We start from the raw sequence: 23,066 nt of genomic DNA on the forward strand, positions 1-23,066 counted from the left end.
GATGCAGGCCTGCATAGTGAAGGGCAGTTTGTAAAAGCTCTTGATGAGTTTTCAAAACAAAATGGCTTAATGGGGAAAGCCACACATTGGATTAAAAATATTGGTTCTTTAAGTACAGAGGTGGCAGGGGTAAAAGCTGAAGTGACACTTCTACAAGGACAAGTGAATTCCAGTATTTTGTCTAGCATTACTAAACTGGCTCAGCAGGGGAAACCTATTTTACTGTTACTTGATGAGATTCAGGCTTTAGCTAGTTCAAAATATAAAACCACGATTGCCAGTTTACGTACCGCTTTAGATATGCATAAAGAAACAATAAAGGTAGTTTTTACTGGTTCAAGTCGAGAAGGCCTGAGACAAATGTTTTCTGTGAGTAGTGCTCCCTTTTTTCATTATGGACAGAATTTACCTTTTCCAAATCTAACAAAAGCATTTACAGATCATCTGGCAGATGTATTTAATCAGACAACAGGACGTAGTTTGAATAAAGAAATTTTATGGCACGCTTTTTTAGATATGAAGCAAAGTCCTCAACTAGCAAGATCATTAGTGGAGCGTTTAGCCTTAAACCCAATGCTGGCTATAGATTTTGCCAAGGAACAGCTTATAGCCGATACAATGGGGCATCGTGACTTTTCGGGATTATGGGGAGAGTTTAAGTTATTAGAACAGCTAATTTTAAAAGCCATAGCGGAATCACAAGTTGAACTTTATAGTAGTCAATTTAGACAACATCTGGCTGATTCCATTGGTGTAGATAACATTGCGGTACGGTTCATTCAATCGGCCCTACGTTCTTTATCAAAAAAACAAATTATTTTTAAACCAGAAAATGGTACTTATGAAATCGAGGATGCTCTTTTTAAAGAATGGATTATGGATGAAGCATAATTTTGAAAACTCATTTGGATAAAAATTAACCGTACTGAGCTTGTCGGAGAATTTTTATTTAAGTATTTTATTCATAGACATTATTTCAATATAATGGGTGTCTATGAACAGAGAAATTCAACAAAGACTCGTATGAGTTAAATTATTTGAAGAGACTAATGATGCTGGCCTAGTTTGTCGGAGATGTGGCATTTCTAGACCAACGTTACGCAAGTGGTGGAAACGATATTCTGAGCAAGGTATTGATGGATTAAGTAGCCAGAGTAGACGTCCCTTAAAATCGCCAAATACTAAAATCAATGCTGAGCTAAAAGCCTTAATATTAGAAATGCGCTCAGCTAGAAATTTTGGTGCTCGACGTTTGCAAACAGAATTGATGAGGCTGCACGGAGTCTCGTTGTCCTTAGCGACTATCCATAAAGTACTATCCACCCATCAAGTCAAACCGATTAAAAAATTCCGTCGTAAAGCAGATTTCATTCGTTATGAACGCCCATTACCAGGCGATAGAATTCAAATGGATACCTGTAAACTGGGTCCAGGACTATATCAGTACACATCTATCGATGACTGCACACGATATCGCGTTTTAAGGATATATAAACGCCGAACAGCAGCGAATACTCTCGACTTTTTAGACTGCGTAATTGAAGAAATGCCTTTTCCCATACAGCGAATACAGACCGATCGTGGGCGGGAATTCTTTGCTGAAAAAGTACAGAAAAAAATGATGCAGCATGGAATCAAATTTAGGCCAAATAAACCAGGTTCACCTCATCTGAATGGCAAGGTAGAGCGTTCACAAAAAACTGATAAATCTGAGTTCTACGCTACTGTAGATATCAATTCTGAGGATATCCAAGACAAGCTAGCCGAATGGCAGCATTACTATAACTGGATGAGACCACATTCAGCGTTGAAAGGTAAAACACCGATGGAGAGGTACTTTGAATTATGTGAAGAAACTCCTTTCTCAGATGAAGTCCAGAAGCAATACAACCCCTCAAATGAACGGATTCAACATGCCAATTACAAGATGGATCTAGAGATCGCTAAATTGAAATGATCTCTATGAATCACACATAGAAACAATGCTAAAACTTTTGACCCCATTTGGTTTAAAATTAACTGTTGTGAAGAAATGATCACTTTCTATCAGGATATTTTCGATCTCAATGAACTGTTTAACTTCTCGAATTTGATTGTCTTTATTCACAATATTCCTATTGAGTGAGTCGAATCTGTGCTCAGGTTGAGCAGTTCGGCTACTGTTCTGAAATGACAGCTTTGTCCGTTATAATTGTATAAACATTTTTAGTGTCTGGTAATCATGTCGTCATTGATCAATTTTCTATCTCGCTTTAGTACTGCAACTCTTCATCGTAGTCTGAGCTATGCTAAGCACATTGATAGGGAAACAATTGAGTTTTTTGAGGAAAATGATGATGTCACGATGTATGCTCAAATTGAAGGGACAGATTATTACGATACCGCGATTACCTATAATCCCCAAAAAGACCGTTTAATCGATGACGACTGCACTTGTCCGGTTGGATATAACTGTAAACATGCTGCTGCTTTAGCGCGGTTATTCTTTCAAGAATATCGTCAGGAATTTCAACAGCGTTATGCTGACTCTCAATCCCCGCAGGGAATCGCAAAACGCCAACGTGGGGATGATCAGGCACAGCGCTGGTTGAATGATTTTAAACGGTATTTACAACAGACTGAACCAGAGCAATCTGTCAAAACAAACAATTATTTAATTTACCTGCTAGATCAGTCGGTCAGCTTAAAGAAATTGACAGTTGATGTTCAGAAGGCCAGACGCAATAAAAACGGCTCAATTGCGGGGGAAAGTTATTATACCCAATATGAAAATATCACCAGAAAGCATCTGACTTTACCTGAACAAAAACGACAATTATTTAACCAGATTTATTATTATGCCAAAATAAACAGTGACGAACGCTTTTATCAAAGCAATCTCGATATCTCCAGCATTTTATTGGAGCATTTCAAATCTTTTATTCAAAGTGGCGATGTTTATTGGAAAAAAAAGAGCCATGCTGCACTTCAATGGTCAGAACAAGGCTACAACATCGAATTTAGATGGGAACAAGGGGCTAAACAACAGACTGAGCATTTAAATATTGAATTGGTCAATGGTGATATTCGACTCGATTTAAAATCAAATCCTCATATTCAGATTCTCGCGAGCCAGCCACCGTGTTATGTGGATATTCAACAGAACACGGTGGGCCAGTTATATGGTGAATATACGGCAAATCTTCTGTACCATTTTTTACAGATGCCTGATCTTCCATCTATGCTCTTGCCAGAGTTTGAGCAACTGACTCATCAATATTCAGACGTGAAAAATCTGCCTCGGCCCGAGTCTATTCAGCATATTGATGTCCTTGAGGGTAGTCCCCAGCCAATTTTACGCTTCGGTGTTTTAGATACATTTGATTGGAAATTAGAGGAGTCTGTTTGTGCTGAAATTGAATTCTCCTATGCTGGTGGGCGAATAAAAGCAGGTACATCAGGTGACAGTTTTATTGGTGAGCAGCATGGAAAAATGGTGCGACAGCTTCGGGACTTCGTTCAGGAACAACAGTCAATCCAGCGTTTACAGCTGTTGGTCGAATCACTGAAGTGGGTGAAAGATCTTAGTTATGACCAGCAATTAAAACTGGATAAACAACGTCTTGATTCTATGGTTTTTGCTTTCTATGGAGACTGGATCAAACAGCTGATGCCCATCAATCAAATTGAGTTGATGGGCTGGCAGATAGAGCATCTGGAAAACAGCCCCTTTAACCTGCAATATGTCGAAAATTTAAATATTTCTATCACTGAATCTGAAGGTCAGCAGGACTGGTTCAATATCGGGGCGACGGTTCAAGACAGTGCAGGTAATTCTTATAATTTGCTTGATGCGCTCGTAGCTTTGGTGCGAGTAAATCCTGATTTACTTGATCCGCGGACGTTTATTCATCTGCATGACAGTCAAATTTTCACCGTGAAAACTGCAGTTGATCAACCTGATTTGGCTCTATCCGCTAGGGATATTAAGCCGGTATTGTTACATCTGCAGAGCATTTTACAGCAAGAAGAGCGCAGTATTGATCGCTATGATGCGAGTCAATTATTAGAATTGCAGCATAATCTTGGGATGACATGGCAGGTCAGTGATCGCCTGCAGCAATTTGTACAGAAATTCAAACAAGGCTATCAGCAACAACTGCCGACACCACAAGGTTTTCAGGGGGAGTTGCGTCCATACCAGCAGCAGGGCTTAGGCTGGTTACAGTTTTTAAGGGAAACCCAGCATGGCGGGATTCTGGCAGATGATATGGGCTTGGGGAAAACAGCACAAACTTTAGCCCATTTACTCATGGAAAAGCAGGCTGGATATTTGCAGGACAGTCCCGCCTTAATTGTTGCACCCACATCGCTGATGCATAACTGGTTCAAAGAAGCGGAGAAATTTACCCCTGAGCTCAAGGTATTGCTGCTACAGGGGCCCGACCGCCATCAGAATTTTGAGCAGATTCCGCACTATGATATTGTGTTAACCACCTATCCGCTTCTAGCGAGAGATGAAGAACAACTAAAGCAATATGAATATCATCAACTCATTTTGGATGAGGCGCAGAATATCAAAAATCCGCGTGCCAAAGCTGCACAGGTAGTACGGCAATTAACAGCGCGACATCGTTTGTGTCTAACAGGTACCCCGATGGAAAATCATTTGGGTGAGCTGTGGGCACTATTTTATTTCCTGATGCCAGGATTTTTATATTCACAAGAAATTTTTAATAAAAAGTACCGTCATCCGATTGAAAAGCGCGGTGATGAGCAGTTAAGACAAAAGTTGGTCAACCGGATTAAGCCCTTCATTTTACGTCGCTTGAAAACTGACGTAGCCAAAGAGTTGCCAGAAAAAACCACGATTGAAGTCAATATTGATATGAATGACCAGCAATCCAAGTTATATGAGGCTGTTCGTGCCACGATGCAGGAAAATATTCAGAAAATTGTGGCAGAAAAAGGCTTTAAACGTAGTCAAATTCAAATTTTAGATGCCTTACTGAAGCTACGTCAGGTGTGCTGCCATCCTAGCTTACTAAAGCTGGATTCAGTGAAAACCGGGCAGGCACACTCTGCCAAACTTGAACAGTTGATGGATATGGTCGTTCCAATGGTGGAGGAGGGGCGAAAAATTCTGATCTTCTCTCAGTTTACCTCAATGTTGGAACTGATTGAGCAGCAGCTCCATCACGCAGAAATTGGCTATGTGAAACTGACTGGAAAGACCAAGAAACGGGATGAAGTCATTACAGCATTTCAGTCTGGACAAGTGCCGGTATTTTTAATCAGTCTGAAAGCAGGAGGGGTCGGTCTGAATTTAACCGCCGCAGATACAGTCATTCACTATGATCCATGGTGGAACCCTGCTGCTGAAGATCAAGCTTCAGATCGTGCATGGCGGATTGGACAGGACAAGCCAGTATTTGTGTATAAGCTGATTACCAATAAAAGCATAGAAGAAAAAATTCTTGCCTTACAGCAAAATAAAGCAGAACTGGCACAGTCTATTCTAAGTACCGATCATGAGGGCGAAGCGAAACTGACGGAAAATGACGTGATGAACTTGTTTGAGAAATTTTAGTTTGGTTTCAGATTACCCTAATCATCTGTAAGTATCTGAAAGTCTGGATGCAATTTTTTCCAATGTTCTCTTAATTTTTCTTTATGAACAGAAATCATAGGTAAGTCTAGTAATAGCACTGGCCATACTGACCGTGCTTTGTCCATGATCACGTGAAGCTGTTTTTCAATAACACGCCATGGAACACCGACTTTTTCAGCCCATTGTTCAAAGTGTTTCATCTCAGCTAAATACCAATCTTTATTTTTGGCAAGATTTAATGCGAAATGACGCTCATTTTCAATATATACACTGGTCATTAATATATCGTATGCGGGAGATAATCTGGGTGCACTTTTATCATGATAAATCATACTCCAGTTTTTTAAGTGCGCATCTCCATTGGCGAGTAAAATATTGACGAGTAAGCGGCTGGCAAATTGCTGAATATCAAGAATTTTGTTATCTGAATATTGATAAATGATCTTTCCTATCTGCTCATAATTTGTGGTGCTGTATTTCTGATGTGGATATGCGCCGAAGATCTGAGCAAAATCTTCGATGTGAATAAGCTCTGTAGTATCAGCAGTACTCTGTCTATCAAATCTTTTGATTGCGAAAGCATATTGCTCTTGGGGTAAATTTAATGGTGGAAGGTCTTGTAAAAGGGCCATATCCACCAAGCGAATCTCAGGGACATCTATTCCGACCGTTTTGGCAAGGGTCATCATAGAATATTCATTTAGCGGAACAAAAGCATGTCTGGAAGAAGGAGTTTTGATAATCCAGTCCCCGAGTAGAGTCGTTTCCGTTGCCTGTGCTAGTGTAAAACGCCCATCTTTGGCTTTCATGGAAAACTTCATTTGGACGCCGGCCAAGGAAAACTTATTATCTGTTCGAATCTCTTGCTTTAAAATCTGATCTGGATTCGAGATCTGCAGTTTGAATTTTATTTCATCTGGAATTTCTTCTGGATCTAATGGGGTCGCAATGAGTGCTCCAGGTAAGTCATGACCTAAAGCTGCCAATAACTGAAATTCATTGTCTATATGTACTTTAAGGCTTTGTGCAATGAGTTCGCGTAATGCGCCTTCTGGTAGCAAGTTTGATAGCAAGGGGTGTAAGCGCTGATGTGTAACATAAGTCTTTTCTAAAATCTTATCTGCTTGAGGATACAAGGGGGAAGTCAGCAAGCTCAAGGTCTGGCGTTGCTGATCAAATCGGAAAGAATCCGTAAAAACCAGAATATTTTTTCCGCTCTGAAATCCTGCCAAGTATCCAACGACAGCGTGATGTAATGTTAATTTCAGGACGGCAACAGTATTCATGGTTCCTCTCCTCCGAGAAGACCCTTCCATGGGTTAGTCATTAAGTCATCCTGATCTTCAATAGTGACTTTAATTTCATCATTCAATAATTGTCTAATCAAATGAACCTTATCATCAGGGATGAGCATCAGTTGAGCATTTAATCCTGCCGCGATAATTTCTAAGGTCTCTAATCGAGGGTTGCCCTGACTTTCCAGCTTTTGGTATTGCTGTCTTGAAATGCCTGTACGGGATTGCATATCAACTTGCTTTAAGCCCAATTGGGTTCGTCTTTTTTTGATTTGCTGAAGTAAAGACTCATTCATTGTAGACACATTTATTGCTTTTTAGTGTTATAAGAAACATATTAGTTTCTTTTTTCTTGAAAAGCAATTTATGATTTTATCATTTCGATCTGCAAAACAGCCTTAGCTACGTAGTGATCTGAAATGACTCTGAAAATACAGTTAAAATTTGCATTCGGACCCGCATCCTTTGTGATGGCCAGTTATTTTGATGCCAAGGAGACCCACACATTTAGAATTTTAAAAGCGGCTTTACGTTTAATTATCTTATGGATTGAAAATTGGGGTAGTGTCAATAGATCTAAAATTATAAAACGATATTATTGTGTGATTGTTCTACAATATAGCCTAGAGCTTTATAACTTTTACTCCTTCTCTGAAACATTTTGACAAATATCGGATGGTTAACATCAACATAATCATATACCTGAACTTCAAATTTACCTTCATTTGATCTATGAATACGCCCAACATATTGAGCCAAAGTGCCTTTCCATGAAATCGGGAATGCCAAGAACAAGGTATCTAAACGAGGAAGATCAAAACCTTCACCAATGTATTTTCCCGTGGCAATCACAACATGAGCATCATCTAAATTTTGTTTTTCTTTTATGTTTTTTGTATGGCTCATACCTCCCTGTAAAATAGATGTTTTATACCCTAAATCATTCAACTTATTTCTAAGATTTTCGGCATGTTTTCTACGTTCAGTTAAAATTAACGGGATCTGACCATTTTGAATACAATGAGAGACATCTTTAATAATGGCATTATTACGTTCTGTATCTTCAGTAAGATGTTGCATCAGCTTTGAAATATGTGGTTTATTTTCGGTACCAAAGAAAATTTCTGGGAATTCACCTTCATAATTTACTTTTATTAATAATTTTTTAAGCTGGGTGTGATTGTTGGATTTCGCTTTGTATACAATAGAACCAGCTTGCATGAAAATAATGGGTTGATGCCCATCTTGACGTTCTGGTGTAGCAGTTAACCCGAGAATGTAGTAGGGACTGACTTCACTGAGAAGAAATTCATAGCTTGGTGCGGATAAATGGTGGCATTCATCTACGATAATTTGTCCGTAATTAAAGGCGATAGGTTTGATTGAATTATTTACACGGTTGATTAGACTTTGATATGTTGCAATGTCAATTTGATTAGATGGTTTGGCTTTTCCACCTTGTATTGTACCAATTTCGACATCGGCTAAAAATGAATGTAATCGTTCTTTCCATTGAGAAACAAGTTCTTTGTTATGAACAATAATGAGTGTATTTGTTTGGCGTTTGGCAATGATAGAGATTGCAGTAACAGTTTTTCCAAAAGCCGTTGGTGCATGTAGAACTCCAACATCGTGTTCAAGGATTTTTTTACATGCCATTTCCTGTTCAGAGGATAATTCGGTAAGTAGATTTATATTGACTAATATGTTGCCTTTAGTACGTTGATCTTTTAGTTTTATTTTAGTATCTTGTTGATTAAGCAAGTGAATTATATCTGTTAGGCATCCTCGTGGTAAACTGAGATATTGTCCTTCAAGGCGGGCACAGCATATGTGTCTTGGAATTCCTGTCGTTGAAAAACGCATTGCTTGTGCTTTAAAAAAACGAGGGTTGGAGAAAGTGGCTAATCTTTTTAATTGAGCTATCAATTGAGAGGGTAATGTCTGAATTGGAATGTGAATCATATTTGCGAATACCAATTCAATAGCGTCTGGACATCCCGCGATCTTTTGATTTTTTTTAGGAATATTTTTTACCCATGGAGCCTCATGGTCAACATCTGTTTGATTCTGTTCGATGAAATTGTAGCCTAGTTCATTCACAATATTATTAACTTCAGAAGAACTCATTAATTCAGTTTGTTGTAAAACAGTCCATGGGTCAGTAAAGGCATTAAAGTTACTGTCAATAAAGGTACTATTTCCTAGCGCTCTTGCGTGCTTTTGTAAGGGTAATGCTATTAAATTTCCAAATCCGCCTGCTGGCATGTGATCTTGATTTGGAAACATACGATCATAAGATTCAAAATCTAGAGCTGGATAAAGTTCCATGGCCTTATCTAGAATACCTGCACCCATTAAGCGAGCTTGCTTAGCTGCAATTGGTTCAGAGAAAAATATCCAAACATGTGCGCCATTACCTGAACGAGAGCGCTCAACCAAAAATGGTATATTTAAAGATAAGCACGCTTCAGAAAATGCAGTTACACAATTTTTCCAATCTGATTTATCAAAATCTACTGCGAGTAACCTACATTGATCTGTTGCTAATAGTGGGTAAATGCCTATAACTTTCTGTCCAGTTAAATGAGAATAAAGAACTTCTTGTGTGATGGGTAATAGTTGACGGCTTTTACAGTCTGAACATTTAATTTGAGGTTTGTAACAAATGCCATGTTTCCACTCATTTGCACAAGCAACAGAATAACCAGATTTTCCACTGCTATTTTCCCAACGATAAGCAAAGGTATCAGTTCGTCCAATAAACCTTTGAGAAAATAATAAAAGTCTTTCTTCTGCTGATAAATAATTCTTATTTTTTTCTTCAAGCGATATAAGTTTTTCTTTTTCTTGATAAAGGCTTTGATATTCATTTTGTAATAATGTGATTTGGTCTAAAATTTGCTGTAATCTAACTGCAATTTCTTTTAACTTATTATTCACTGATTTTTCCTAAAACACAGCTATTACTGTCCTAATATCAAATCTTAAATTAAAGAATTACAATATAATAAATCAATTAATTTTCAAAATATTATACAAAATTATTTATATGCATTAATTTCTTTAAAGTTTAGCTCGAAGACCCTCTAGCAATTGTAAAACAGAAAACAATCCCTGAGCATTTTGAATCTGTTCTACCGGAATACCATTAGTTAATTTATTTGATGACTTCATGAAATGCTGCATCCAGGTAGTATCTCCACCCGCCAGAGTCTCTAGTGATGTGGTAATACGGATTAAAGTGAGGGCTATTTCTCCTTGTTTTGAAGTGGGATCTAATTCAAGAGAGGTTAAAGTTTTCACCGAATCTATACTGAGTATTAAGGCTAGTTGATCCTGTGCAAGACCAAGTCGTTCAGCAGCAGCTAAAACTGCCTTAGCTAATATCATTTTCTGTTTTGCAGTTTTTTCTGATGTTGTATGCATGACCTATCCCTGTTTCAGACGCTGCTAACTTAATTTTTACTAAACATATATTAAATTTGGCTTTAGATAAGGAAGCAACGGTTAAATTATTTAACAGCATGTAGTTATTTTTAGACCTTCGGCTTTAAGTTCAAGAGATCGAGGTCTGCCAATACAGGCTAAATGTAAACAGAATTTAAATGCGGCCAGTGCTTTAGTATCTTTTGTTGAGTAAAGCTGGAGACGAACATAATCTTCTTGAGTCGTAGGATGCTCTGTTGTGCTCGATTTAGCCAGCTTCAGTAATAAAGGCTGTTTCTTTTTATCTAGCAATTGTACCAAGTCTTGTCCGAGCAAATGCCAAAATTGATGGGGAAACAGGTCTTTTACCTTGGAATAAAATGATTCCAATTGATCGATTTTATTCCATCGATAATGAATGCCGGTATGCGAAACCGTAACACGACTTAAAAATGTCTCAAGCACCGCTTTTATTTCATCTGGCTTTTTTTCAAAGATATTTTGAATATTTTCAAAGAAATAGTTTCTTGCTATGCGCTCTTCAACGGTATCTATCATGGCGGGTTTCAAAGGTTTATCCAGATGATTTTTGTTGTTGAGATCAAATAACCTTGGGTTGCTTTTTTGAGATTTGAGTTGGCCCAGTTGTTTGGCATTTTCATACCAATAGCTAACCAGTTCGACAGGTAAGCTCATTTCTTGTGATACCCGGTCTGGATCATGATGAATTTCCAGTAAATTTAGGCACTTAAAAAACCATGCAAATGAAACTTTAGATTCTTTTGTTCCTGCGAAATATTTAAAAAAATCATGAGGCTGTGAGTTAAATGAAACCTCATCTAGAATGTCTTCTACGTTACTTTTTAACCAGTCAGTTTGATCGTTAAGTAACTGCTGACTTAAATGAACAGCATGCTTTTCAAAATTGAATGGAGCAGAATCTTTTACTGTGTTTAAAAATTTGAAAGAAGGTAGGTAGCCCATCATCTTCTTTGCTAATTGAGTATCGATGTCTGGATGATATTGCAGTATTTTATGCCCAGCGATCAGGTAGCTAAGATGAATATAGCTTTTAAAGGTTTCTGTAGGGTCAATGTGACCCAGTAAATGGGCAATCATAAACCAATGATTTTGACCATGCGTATGACGGAGTAATTCTGCTCGAATAGATTGATATTCTTCTTCTGTATAATCCGTCAGATTTTTGACCAATGGAGCGTAATTACAGTTGAGAACAACCGATAGGTGATTCGCTGCTGTGTGTCGAAATGAGTGGAAAGAATAATCATGAGTTTTAAAAAGCTCGTTCATAATCATTCTAAAAGGTGTTGTCACCGTATGTTTGTTCAGCTTGCTATTTTCATTCCAATTACGGAATAGGTATAAGTTTTCCTGATTGAGTAATCGTTGCTCGACTACATAATTACGAAATATTTGATATTCATCGGTTTTTAATAAGCAATACACAGGGACTTTGCGTTCAGCACTATCTGTTTTAAGTTGATGTAAGTTTCCTTTCTTTTTTGAGCCGTAGGGCTGAATCCATACGGATAGACAGCTCAAGCCCTCGATATCCCGCACACGTAAGCCCAGAATTTCATTAATACGCATACCGGTTCGGTAAGCTAAGATATAGATGATTTTTAATATCTTATAAGTGTTTTCTTGACTATTAGCACCTGAAAATAAGGTATCTAACTTGTTCATGAAAGCTTGATAAGTCAAAGGGCTAATAATACGGGCTCTAGGCCTATTTTGTACAGCGATTGACTCTAATTCGAGAGGTTCAGCTTCAAAAACTATTTGTTGAAAGCTCTGGAAGCGCTTCAACATACTGACAGTTTGACCAATGGATTTTTTAAAGTTAGGCTCGCCGGCTTCAGCTGCAAGTCGGGTGTTTGTAATGATTTGTCGGTAGATATTAATGATTATTGTATTAGGATCATCTTCGCTATCTAGATATTGTAAAGAATGGGTCAGCCAAGGCTCTGCAATACGCGAATAATAAGTGTAAATCGAACCGTCTTTTAAACGCTTATTCTGCTGAAACGATTTTTGAAATTGGCTAGTGCAAAAATTTAAACGTTCAGCCAGTGACTGAATTTGTTCTAATTCTGGTTTATAAAGGCTGATGAGCCATAAGGCGACACGTTTACTGTACTCATTAAATTTATTAGTATTTTCAATGCAATATTTAATGATTAATGCATCGATGCTTTGATCAGTTTGTGTGGTACGAATCAATTGTAAAAGGTCTTTGTGAATCTTTATCACATCATATAATGCTTGTTGAATGTCATCATTTGAGTAAGATTGACCCACAATAGATGGTGATTTTTCTACATCTGAATCAGTAAGAGTGTTCTGCTGATATTTAAATTTTGGATGAAGAAATCGTTCAAATTCTATTTCTGATAAGCCACAGGTTGCTGTATTTTCAATGAGACATTGTGACAGAGCAGGATCAATGTCAACTTTCGGCAGTTGCATCCAGTTGAAGCTAGCGTAGTCGCGTAATAATTTATAAGTTTTAAGATTAAATGGTAAATTTATCTTATTAAAAATAAGCTGTAGATAATCTTCTACATTCTGGTTTACTGTACGAATATTTCTGCTATTAAAATGAATTAACCATAAGCGGGTAATTTGATCAGGAATAAAATTACGCGATTTACGGATGGTTTTTTCATCAATAAAGAGATCTCCATAGGAAGGGGAGAGCGGTTCTAAAAATATAATGTTCAGATTTTCGATCTTTCTAATTTTGGCCGGATCTTTTAAATGTTGAAGCAAAGCCTCTAAAGAGGCTTTTTGATTTAAGCCGGAATAAAGCATGGCAGAAATAACAATATTTCCAATGATTTCATCATCAGAAAATGTCTTGCTATCTTTTGCTAGAATCCAGTAGTCCCAAAGCTTATCAAGAACTTCATCAACCTGCTGTCCCTTCTCGATCCAGTCCATCGTAAAAACTGGCTGATCACGCTTCATCTCAAATGTCAGATTCGGTAGGGGCAAAGTCTCACGACGATTTAAATTGATTTGCTTGATATATGACCGAAAAAATTCATGTGCATATTTTTTCCAGGCCAAGCTTGGAGCTTTGCGTTTAATAAACTCATAAATTGCTGGATATAAGGATTCAAGATGCCCTTTTTGTTCCAAATCTTGTTCTTGGAAGTATTGAATTAGCTCCTGTTCTACATCTACTCGAAGCTGTTCTTCCTGATCGAGTCGGTCTTGTTTTCTACGTGCTTCGGCATATAGTGTTCGAGTTTGCTTAGTACGTTTATTGAGTGAGGACATCGAGTTCAATACCGGTAATATTAAAATGATCTTTCATTTGTTCAAGAATATGAGCAATCCTTGAATATTGTGAAATAGATAAGCTGGAATAAGGATGAGCAGCTTCTTGCTGCATCGGTTCATGACCGAATAAAGCTAAAATTTCAATTTCGCTAATTTTATGGCTGAGAAACGCACGGGCAGTATGCCGGTGCCAGTTTTCATGTAGCAAACTTAACTCAGGGTTAGATTTTTTTATAATCGAAGGCCTTAAGGGGTACCATTGACCATCCTGAAAGATATTCAATAGTGGGAGCTTGCTCTCTAAAATTTGTTGAATATGTTGTGGAATTTCTGGCTGACTAGGAGCAATTTGAGTTTTAAAATAATGTAAAAAATCTATGAATTTCTGGAGTTCTTGTACAACAAAATGACCCAGTGGAATTAAACGTCCATAGCCTTGACGCCCACCCACCTCCTTATCAGAAACCATGCATATTTTTCTTTTCAGGTTAAAGCTTTTTAAAAAACCTGGAAATTCAGCGACGGGTCGTGCAGCAGTAAAGAGCAACAAGAAATGCCACATCCACAGATTGTAGTGATTAAAAATTGCTATCCAGTCGTCTTCTTTTTGTGAAATTATTCTGAATTTGAGAGTGGCAAAGATATTTTGAATCACATTTGAAGTAGGTGCTTTGCGGCTTCCAAAGTTTTTTTCTGCAGCATATTCAATATTCTGGTAGTCATCGGATAACGACTCACACAGCTCTTTTAAAATTGAGACATATTCAGTCTGTAAAGTCAGGATATTTTGATGACAATAAGAAGTAGAAGAAGACTTATTGGCATCAATACCAGTAAGAATGTCAGCAAGCTGTTTATTTCCAGTGCGTTGCAAAATAGTCTGATGTAAAAGAGAGCCAATTCTTATTAGTGATAATTTTGGAATATAAAATTTGGCTCTCAGCTGTTTCAAATGTTGCTGAAGGTCCTCTTCCGTAACGGGGTCACCGTCTCGCAGAGATTCAATAAATGAATTCGGGATCGGGATGTCCAGATGAACTGTTTGGTTGAGCAAGCCCTCTGGATAAGCAAAATCCTTATTTTCAAAAATTGAAAATTTACTTCTCAGATAATATTGTCCATTGCTTTGCTTGATTTGTTGGCGAGCGTTTAAATTTTTAGCACGTTTACTTTGTAGACGTAGCCACTCCTGGATTTTATTTCCTGTCAGAAATGACAACATCAGGATCAAGGATGCCTTCTTTTTTTTGGTTTCTTTATCCTTGTCTTTAGAGTCTTCTTTAATCTCAATAATGTAATTTTTATATAGTTCAGTAATTAGGGCACTTATGCTTGTGGTATTAGGAAAGAGGCTGCTGTATGGCAGCAAATGTTCTTTCCGTTGAATATGTTTGGCAACCAGAGGCAGCACATAGCTCTGGCTGGATTCTGAATATGCAGCAAGGGGGGTAACGATGGTTGGGTCTACTAATATTTGACGTGTATCTTGGTCATCTAGTTGTTGTTCTATATTGAGGGCTTTAGATTTTTGCCCTTTTTTAATTTCTGAACTTTCTGCAATCAGCTGATCTTCGTCTAAAAATTCATGTTGCAGTTGCGTCTCGATGCTCGCTTTTGCAATTTTTGCCTTATTTTCCAAAACATAATTAAAGGTGATGCGGATCACGTTTAGCAGGTTTTGCATAAAATCATTAGATGACTCTTTATCACGTTCTTCATCAATAACCTCATTCAAATACCGAATAAATTCAACTAAGGAAAGGGAGGGATCTTTAAGATACTTTTCCCAAAGGAGTCTATATTCAGGAGTATTTTGATATTCTTTTTCGGAACTTAGAATCCGATTGGCGGTACGGAAGCGTTGGAATAAACGTTTTACAGTATTGAAATGTTCAGTGTGATCCTCTTTAAAAAGTTCAGGTTTAATGTCTGGCAGTGCAATTAAATAGATTGCTGCTTTTAAGACTAGGATATTCCAGATTAAGGCATTTTCTTCTGACTCTGCTAATTGTGCAATTGAGTTCACATACCAAGTAACGGGTGTTGCACTAACAGTATGTTTTCGAGAGGAGACTAAGGCAGCGGGTCTAGCAACAACAGAATTGGTTTGTAGATCAAAATCTAATAGATCGAGGTTCAGCTCCTTCAGATATTGATCACTGGGGTGTGAAGTCAGTAAATCAGCAATATATTGAATATGTTCTGCACGGTTGAACTGCTCGTCACCAAAGAGTTTTTCCAGTGTCTGTTTTAATGATACCCGCGGAATATCAGCAGCATTTTGACGGCTTGGGTTAGATTCTGACATTATGCTTTCCATAACTGATCTGGCGTGAGAACGAAGTCCACATTGTTTAAAAGCTGTTGAACAACTTCACTGGTTTGTTGCAGTTGATCTAGCACATTTTGTCTTTTCCGGTTTATAACTTTATTGCGATAATTCAGCTGATTTCGTGTATATGACAGTAGATAGGCAAGCAGATCCAAACTCATTGTACGGTGAGGTTTGAAAGAGTTTTCTTTGTTTAACTTGTAAATAGCCTCGGCAGAAATGTATTCATTTATTAAGTTATGTAACCTTTTGGGATTTAATCTATTAAGATCATAATAAGTAGATGATAGAAATTTTAGAAATTCGGAACTAGCCACATTTTTTAATAGTTCGATTTTTTTGTTATCTTTGGGAAGAGAATGGATAATTAGATTAATTTCTTTGGGTGCGTTCTGAGTCCAGTATAGGAACCATTGGAAATTACTGGCGATGGTATAACCGGATAGATTAGTATCTTTCCAGACGTGAATTTCGGGACGTGGATTCAAGATACCTAGATCTGTTTTTAAAGCTTTGAAAGCCTCTTGATAGCAAAGATAAATTCCAGAAAAATCAGGGTGTATACTGATTTGGAGTTTATTAAAATTTTTGCACAACAATTTTTTAGGTGCGCCAAATTTTTCATTGAAATCAAAAGACGTTTCCATAGTCCTCCATAAGTGTAAAAAATAATCAAGTGAATATTCTTATAATTTTTTGAAATATTAAACAAGATTGATCTACCCTATATTTTGTGTCTATTTACAATTCATATACAATATATTGTGATTTTTTTATATTTTTAAGAACTGGGTCATAACTTATAGCAATGCTATTTATTTTAAAACTTAGAGGCTCTTAATATAGAAATCAAACAACTGAAACAGTTAGAAGTCGTTACAGATGTTATATGTGATGTATGCAACCAATCAACGAAACTGGCGTTTGGCACTTTATATGCACATTGGTGTTATGGTTCCAAGCATGACGGGGAAAGATATGAATTGCAGTTATGTGAGAAATGTTTCTTTTATGCCTGGGCGACATTAAGAAAAGAGCGAGCAGATGAGTTTATGTTTGATGAAAATTTTGACCTTTCAACACTAGATGGGTTTGGGTTGAAGTGAACCTATCACGCGACAGGTTCTAAGAATCCAAAAAATACTGACTCAGATCCAAGCCAGCAACTTCATTTTTAATGGCGAGTAAGCGATTCAGGAAAAATATTTTTCTTTGCTTCGAGGTCACTGAGTTCGGAAAAGGCCTGAATACCGCCTGCGGCTTTAATTCCATCTAAAGCGACAGATAGAGCTTCCTGATCTGACGGGAATGTTTCATCCCATACCGTAGAAGTACCATTTTGGTTTACCACTTCCAGTGTCCAGTCACTATCGGGTAATCGATAAATTAGAACTTCAATTTGCTCATTATCCTCTTGTAAAATTTGAGACAAGGGAGAATCGATTAAATCATTTTCATCATAATCCATAGTACTGTCATTATCAGACATCAGCGGCAGCCTTTATTGTATTTAACATCCGTCCATAGTAATGAATGAATTAAATTTTGCCTAGCAGTGGATATTATGGGGTACAAAGAATGGCTAAATTCAAAAAATAATTGCCCCGACAATAAAACAAAATAATCCAAAAATTACCCAAATCCAGACATTCGATTTAGGTTTCTCAGTATGTGATGTATAGAGTGGTGGTTGTTCCTGAGCAGGATTCTCTTGGTTGCCAGTTCTGTTCTTATAGGGTTGGTGCTTGGAATAGGATAGGCCTGTGCCTGGAATACCAACGCTGGTTCGGGTGCCTTTTTTGCCAATATTTAAAGAAGCACCAGGTGTGCCAATGCTTGCACTGCTGATGCCTTTATGCGTCAGATTGATTTTTAATCTAGGTAATATTTTAATACTCTTGCGAAATCTGAAGCCCATATTTTTTCCATTTACAAGAACCAGTTTGGTTTCTATCTCAGTTGTCCGGATACAGTGAAATAAGAGTTTGATTCATTCATAGGACTGATCATTTGACTTATCTAGTGAAATATCAGTATGTTCTTTAACATAAGATATTGGCTTTTAGACAATGAATCAAACATCAAATTATTACAATCAACATGCTCAAGCATTTTTTGAAAATACCTATCAGGTTGAAATGGAAAGTCTATACGCACCATTTCTAAGATATTTGCCGGAACAGGCATTGATCCTGGATTTGGGCTGTGGCTCGGGGCGGGACACTTTGGCATTTAAGAAAAAAGGCTATCAAGTTGAGGCAATTGATTATTCTACCGAGCTGGTTGAAAAGGCGAGAGAGCTGACAGGCATCGAGGTACGTCAGCAAAGTTTTTATGAGCTGAATGAAGTAGCTAAGTATAATGGGATTTGGGCTTGTGCTTCTCTTTTGCACTGTGAAAGAGATCGCCTGACTGAAGTGCTGGCGCGCATATTTAAAGCATTAAAGCCAAATGGTGTGTGTTATATGTCTTTTAAATATGGCGATACAGACCGTGAGAAAGAAGGGCGCAGCTTTACTGACTTGAATGAGCAGCAAGCTTACGACTTACTCAAACAAATAGATCAGACTTTACTGTTACAGCAATGGATTACTGTAGATAAACGTCCAGACCGTACAGAAGAGTGGATCAACGTAATATGGAAAAAGCAATCACATGCTTTTGATTATTACCCACAGCGTTTATACAATCGTGCCGAGTTAATGAAAGAGCCCTCTTTGATTCCTGCAGAACACGGGATTTATTTTTGGTGGTTCAAAACAAATCCACCGGGAATCCCAACAAAAAACTGTATAACGTATCAAGAATATACTTTGTTGTATGCTGGCATATCGCCTGACAAAAAGACTAAACCAAATAGTAAATCAAACTTGAGAATACGGCTTAAAACACACTTTGCAGGTAACGCAGAAGGTTCAACGCTAAGACGAACATTGGGCATACTTTTGGCTGAGATGAGTGGGTATCCGCTTAGAAGAGTAGGGTCAGGTAATCGCATGACTTTCACGCATTCAGGTGAACAATGGCTGGATGCATGGCTTGAAGATAATGCATATGTGTCCTGGATAATTTGTGAAGAACCTTGGAATGTTGAGGAAAAGGTTTTTGAACAAACGATACTGCCACTCAATTTGAAAGGTAATCAGCACGAGTTTAAAGAAACCCTTTCAGCTATGCGTAAAAAAGCCATTCAAAATGCGAAAATGATGGAAATCGCTACGGAAGCAGGGTTACAAAGACAGGTGAAGCTTCAACATGTGGCAGGATGATCACTTTATAGAAAATAATAAACCTACACCCAACGAGCAGCTGAAATTCTTGAAGCATATTCAGCAGATATTGCAGTCAGGGACTTTTACTTCGACATATAAGTTTGCTTTGCTGATAAGTATCACGCGTCTGGCGATTGAACAGGGTCAAGATACCGGTGCTGCCTTGCATTTGGAATATCAGGATATTGCTGAAAAGTTTATTGACCTGTACTGGAAACAGTCACTACCGTTTCAGTTTAACCAATATGAGCCTTTTATCCTTAAACAAGCCACTGGACAGCAGGCAAAAATCATCAGTGAAATCCAAAAGGCACAGCAACAATTCAAGACCTTGGCCGCACTGAGAACAGATGTACTTTACTGGAACAGGCTAAAGCGAACAGTGGCAACAACGGTAAGGCAAATGCCGGTGTTATATTTGCAAAACCTGAATAGTCAAACCATAGAGTTTCTCTATAGTCTTGAAGATTCCAAGCAGTCCCTCAAGCTATTGCCCAAGGTGATGTATTGCTTGAGACAGTTTAGTGAAATTATTGAAGAGTTGTGCCAGAAGCGCTGGATTGATTTTGTCCGGTTGAATAAGCAGAATCTGGTTGTATTAGATGGGTTACCTGACCTAGATGAATTCATGTTTGCACCGAGTCGTAACCAACTAGGACAGGTTGCAGACTTTCTGATTGATCTACAGCAATGCCAATGTTTCTATTGCGGTAAAAGCCTAAAGAACTCTAAATATGCAGTGGATCACTTTATTCCTTGGTCTTTATATCCTGCCGATACCGGACATAATTTTGTCCTAGCGGATGAAAAATGCAACTCACAAAAAAGTAATTATTTAGCATCACAGCAATTCTTACATCAGTGGCAGGAGCGTAATCATCTGCATGATCAATCTATTATTCGAGAGATTTCTCAATTAGGTTTTCTAACCGATCTGCAACGTTCGCATCGGGTTGCCGACTGGGCGTATAAGCAGGCAATAGAGAATGAGTATTTAGTTTGGTTGGGTGGTAAAGATAAACAGATATACCACAGTAATTTATAAAGCCTAACTATACTTAAGACCTAAACACACTTTAATAAAGAAAAAGACTTAAATTATTAAATCATCGGTAGAAAGTACGAAGCGAAATCGTAGGGTGAAAAGTATGGTAGTTATTGTTGATGTTTCTACCCGAAGTCGTATGATGGCGGATATCAAAGGACGGAATACGGAACCTGAGATACTAATCCATAAATTACTACATAAAAAAGGATTTCGCTTTCGTCTTCATGTGAAGAATCAACCAAGAAAACCAGATATTGTTTTGCCTAAATATAAGGCTGTGATTTTTTGTAAATGGATGTTTTTGGCATGGTTGTAACGGGTGCCGTCTTTTTAAATTACCCGCCACCAGAATTGAATTCTGGCAGGAAAAAATAACCAAGAATCAAGCTAAGGACAGTAAATCAATAAATTTATCGTTAGAGAATGGTTGGAGAGTAGGTGTTGTCTGGGAATGTAGTATTAGAGTTGCGAGCAAAGATCCAGATAGGGGGTAATCAATATTACTTCTGAATAGTTAATAAGTGAAAGCTCTTTTATTGAAGTAATTTAAGCTAGCTTCTGAACTGTTCATTCATTAGCAATTCTGATGTTCAGGCATTATTGACTGAACATCAGAATTTAGTTTTTATAAATCGCTATAATGTTTTTTTAATAATGAGAAAACAATCTTGCTGATCTGTCGAGCAAGAAATGGAGGTACAGCATTTCCAACCTGCGTATACTGATTAGTACGGTTTCCTTCAAATATATAATTGTCGGGGAATGTTTGTAATCTTGCCGCTTCCCTTACAGTGAGACTTCGACATTGCTTTGGATCATAATGAATGAAATAATGACCATCTTTTGAAATATGGCTTGTTATTGTGGTGGCTTCCTTATGAGCAAGCTGCACACGAAAACGGTCATTATAAGACCCAGAATTCCAGTTCTGGTGTTGTGGAGCAAGCTTAGTCGGGAAATTTTCAGCTTTAGGTGATAACCCTCTCTGTTCACCATATAATGCACAAAAACTGTATCTGAGCAGATCTGACTCCATATGTCCTCTTGTCTCATGATTGAGAACCATATTCAGTTTAGGATCAAGAGTCCATTTTCTCAAATGATCTGGCAACTGGTTCGATGATTTATATTTATGAACAGTTTCTTTTCTTTTTAAATCTTTATATGGTTGTAGATCTGTTTTATTAACATCAACACCTATATTATTTAATTTGCTTAGTGTTTCTGTATTTTTTAGAATAACTTCCTTCCAAGAATGATAAGAATCAGGTTTTTTTGATAACCCACTTCGTAATTTAGGTAAATCGCCAATAACTTCTTTAACTGAAACTTTAGGATAAATATTCTTATCCAAGATGTCTGGTATCTGTTTAATATCTTCTCTCACGCCAATCAGAATAACACGGTGTCTTGCTTGAGGAATTCCGAATTCTTCGGATCTAATCAGATAATTCATGTTATCAGAGCTAGAGTTATCTATATCTTTTTTTTTCTCCACAAGGGAATATATTCGATATGAAGGGCAATCTTCTGATCCCGTAATCTTTGAAGGATTTTGCAGGTCATTAAGAATTTGAGGAAATATGAGTTGATTCTCAACTTTGGCAGTAAGAATTCCTCTCACATTTTCCATAACAAATACATCAGGTTTTGCTATCGATAAAACCTTTAAATATTCCTTATAAAGGAAGTGGCGGTGATCTTCTTCAGGAACATAGTTTTTATTGCCAGCATTTCTAGACCGTCCAGCTAAACTATAGGCTTGGCAAGGGGGGCCTCCGATTAAAATTTTAGGTCCGTAATGATTTTCTGTTAGCTCTTTTACTTTAGCATGAATGTGGTCATTATCTTTACCTAATTCAGAAGGACCTTTCAAGGTTTCCTGAAAAGCTGATTCATAAATTTCTTTATATGATTCAAAAAGTTCAGCTCTGGTAAGGTTACCATTTAAATATTGATAGTAACCATCTAGACAGCCTTTTTGTTTTGCAAGTCTGTAAAATGCTCTTGTAGTTAGTGTCATATGAGCATGTGGATCTTTTTCAACAGACATGCCTATTTTAAAAGGATGCTTATTATTATCTATGTAAGAGGCGAATCCTTCGCCAAGTCCACCTGGCCCAGAGAATAGATCAATTACTAAAATATCATTATCTTTCATAGTAGCCTGATAACTTAAAAAACACATGCATAATACCAGGTCCTGTCAATCGCACAAGACTTAAAAAAACTTGATAGGTAAAATTAAATAAAGCCTTGTAATTAAAATGATAACAGTTTGCTTTTCAATAGTAGTGAATTAAAAGTTTCCTAGTAAATTTTTATACTATTTAGTCTGTAATTCCCATTTTTTGGATTATTTTTCAACTATTTGATGCTATATTAATACTATTTTAGAAGAACCTAGATTACTAGCATTAAAAAATTGATGGTCTAGATTGAACCTTCCGGGATTATTATGAAAATCTCATATAAGACTAAGCCTTTGAGTCCTTTACTAAAAGCTACTATTAAAGTTGGTGCTTTAGACGCTGTAAAATTACAAATTGAAAGAGGGGCTCAATTAAATGCGGTAGATTCAGCGGGCCTTTCAGCTTTAATGTTAGCTGCAATTTTCAAACAACCAGATATTTTTCAGTATTTGATCGAAGTTGGAGCTTCTTTAGAGTTAATCGACTCAAAAGGAATGTCGGCTATTGATTATGCAGAAGCAAGTGGTGTTGAAAAAATAAAGGAAATTATACGAGAGGTACAAAATAAGACAATAAATACTACTAGTGACCCGAATCTT

Annotated in this window: 16 protein-coding genes and 3 pseudogenes; 9 read left to right on the forward strand and 10 right to left on the reverse strand. The window is 37.3% G+C overall.

Annotation, left to right across the window (positions count from 1 at the left end; translation table 11 throughout):
* From WA352_RS21235 to WA352_RS21245, 3 genes and pseudogenes are all read left to right on the forward strand, one after another.
* The coding region (locus WA352_RS21235) for a hypothetical protein (RefSeq protein WP_279680923.1) at nucleotides 1–891 on the forward strand (891 nt) is incomplete at its 5' end.
* Between the two features lie 103 nt (nucleotides 892–994).
* Nucleotides 995–1,957: pseudogene (locus WA352_RS21240) on the forward strand (IS481 family transposase).
* A 264-nt stretch (nucleotides 1,958–2,221) separates the two neighbouring features.
* Nucleotides 2,222–5,569, forward strand: coding sequence for a DEAD/DEAH box helicase (locus tag WA352_RS21245; RefSeq protein WP_016164864.1), 3,348 nt, complete (start codon nucleotides 2,222–2,224; stop codon nucleotides 5,567–5,569).
* A 17-nt stretch (nucleotides 5,570–5,586) separates the two neighbouring features.
* On the opposite strand, the gene WA352_RS21250 is transcribed toward WA352_RS21245, so the two are convergent.
* From WA352_RS21250 to WA352_RS21280, 7 genes are all read right to left on the reverse strand, one after another.
* Complete coding sequence (locus tag WA352_RS21250; protein WP_016164863.1) at nucleotides 5,587–6,876, reverse strand: type II toxin-antitoxin system HipA family toxin; 1,290 nt, start codon at nucleotides 6,874–6,876, stop codon at nucleotides 5,587–5,589.
* A complete protein-coding gene (locus WA352_RS21255; RefSeq protein WP_001005874.1) occupies nucleotides 6,873–7,181 on the reverse strand; it encodes a helix-turn-helix transcriptional regulator in 309 nt (102 codons plus the stop codon). Before WA352_RS21255 ends, WA352_RS21250 begins: the two co-directional genes overlap by 4 nt.
* A 286-nt stretch (nucleotides 7,182–7,467) precedes the next feature.
* Entirely contained in the window at nucleotides 7,468–9,828 is a 2,361-nt protein-coding gene (locus tag WA352_RS21260; RefSeq protein ID WP_001060549.1) for a TOTE conflict system archaeo-eukaryotic primase domain-containing protein, read from the reverse strand.
* Between the two features lie 123 nt (nucleotides 9,829–9,951).
* The gene (locus WA352_RS21265; RefSeq protein WP_000557620.1) at nucleotides 9,952–10,314 is read right to left on the reverse strand and encodes an antitoxin Xre/MbcA/ParS toxin-binding domain-containing protein; all 363 of its coding nucleotides are present in this window, start codon (nucleotides 10,312–10,314) and stop codon (nucleotides 9,952–9,954) included.
* A 90-nt stretch (nucleotides 10,315–10,404) separates the two neighbouring features.
* Nucleotides 10,405–13,620, reverse strand: a complete 3,216-nt coding sequence (locus WA352_RS21270) for a site-specific integrase (RefSeq protein WP_000096773.1) — start codon at nucleotides 13,618–13,620, stop codon at nucleotides 10,405–10,407.
* Nucleotides 13,604–15,931, reverse strand: coding sequence for a hypothetical protein (locus WA352_RS21275; protein ID WP_000004527.1), 2,328 nt, complete (start codon nucleotides 15,929–15,931; stop codon nucleotides 13,604–13,606). The genes WA352_RS21270 and WA352_RS21275 overlap by 17 nt, the downstream gene beginning before the upstream one ends.
* On the reverse strand, nucleotides 15,931–16,602 hold the full coding sequence (locus WA352_RS21280) for a hypothetical protein (RefSeq protein WP_016164862.1): 672 nt from the start codon (nucleotides 16,600–16,602) through the stop codon (nucleotides 15,931–15,933). The genes WA352_RS21275 and WA352_RS21280 overlap by 1 nt, the downstream gene beginning before the upstream one ends.
* A 195-nt stretch (nucleotides 16,603–16,797) precedes the next feature.
* Between WA352_RS21280 and WA352_RS21285 the strand changes: the two genes are divergently transcribed.
* Entirely contained in the window at nucleotides 16,798–17,061 is a 264-nt protein-coding gene (locus tag WA352_RS21285; RefSeq protein WP_079265537.1) for a hypothetical protein, read from the forward strand.
* 68 nt (nucleotides 17,062–17,129) lie between these two features.
* Here the strand turns inward: WA352_RS21285 and WA352_RS21290 are convergent, their stop codons facing one another.
* Nucleotides 17,130–17,444: a hypothetical protein gene (locus WA352_RS21290; RefSeq protein ID WP_001282337.1), complete on the reverse strand. Its 315-nt coding sequence runs from the start codon at nucleotides 17,442–17,444 to the stop codon at nucleotides 17,130–17,132.
* A 99-nt stretch (nucleotides 17,445–17,543) separates the two neighbouring features.
* Nucleotides 17,544–17,873: a DUF4236 domain-containing protein gene (locus WA352_RS21295; RefSeq protein ID WP_000506884.1), complete on the reverse strand. Its 330-nt coding sequence runs from the start codon at nucleotides 17,871–17,873 to the stop codon at nucleotides 17,544–17,546.
* A gap of 151 nt (nucleotides 17,874–18,024) precedes the next feature.
* On the opposite strand from WA352_RS21295, the pseudogene WA352_RS21300 reads away from it, so the two are divergent.
* The 4 genes and pseudogenes from WA352_RS21300 to WA352_RS21865 form a co-directional block, all read left to right on the forward strand.
* Nucleotides 18,025–18,603: pseudogene (locus tag WA352_RS21300) on the forward strand (class I SAM-dependent methyltransferase); the annotation flags it as partial.
* Nucleotides 18,604–18,702: 99 nt separating this feature from the next.
* Nucleotides 18,703–19,224: pseudogene (locus WA352_RS21305) on the forward strand (GIY-YIG nuclease family protein); the annotation flags it as partial.
* Entirely contained in the window at nucleotides 19,211–20,272 is a 1,062-nt protein-coding gene (locus WA352_RS21310; protein ID WP_000267701.1) for an HNH endonuclease, read from the forward strand. The pseudogene WA352_RS21305 and the gene WA352_RS21310, both read left to right, overlap by 14 nt.
* 103 nt (nucleotides 20,273–20,375) lie before the next feature.
* Nucleotides 20,376–20,591, forward strand: a complete 216-nt coding sequence (locus WA352_RS21865; RefSeq protein WP_016164860.1) for a DNA mismatch endonuclease, patch repair protein — start codon at nucleotides 20,376–20,378, stop codon at nucleotides 20,589–20,591.
* Nucleotides 20,592–20,900: 309 nt separating this feature from the next.
* Here the strand turns inward: WA352_RS21865 and WA352_RS21320 are convergent, their stop codons facing one another.
* Complete coding sequence (locus WA352_RS21320) at nucleotides 20,901–22,436, reverse strand: DNA cytosine methyltransferase (RefSeq protein WP_016164859.1); 1,536 nt, start codon at nucleotides 22,434–22,436, stop codon at nucleotides 20,901–20,903.
* Between the two features lie 297 nt (nucleotides 22,437–22,733).
* On the opposite strand from WA352_RS21320, the gene WA352_RS21325 reads away from it, so the two are divergent.
* The coding region (locus WA352_RS21325) for an ankyrin repeat domain-containing protein (protein ID WP_336143849.1) at nucleotides 22,734–23,066 on the forward strand (333 nt) is incomplete at its 3' end.

Origin of the sequence: Acinetobacter sp. 102 (assembly GCF_037028485.1) — a bacterium.
Lineage (GTDB): Bacteria > Pseudomonadota > Gammaproteobacteria > Pseudomonadales > Moraxellaceae > Acinetobacter > Acinetobacter higginsii.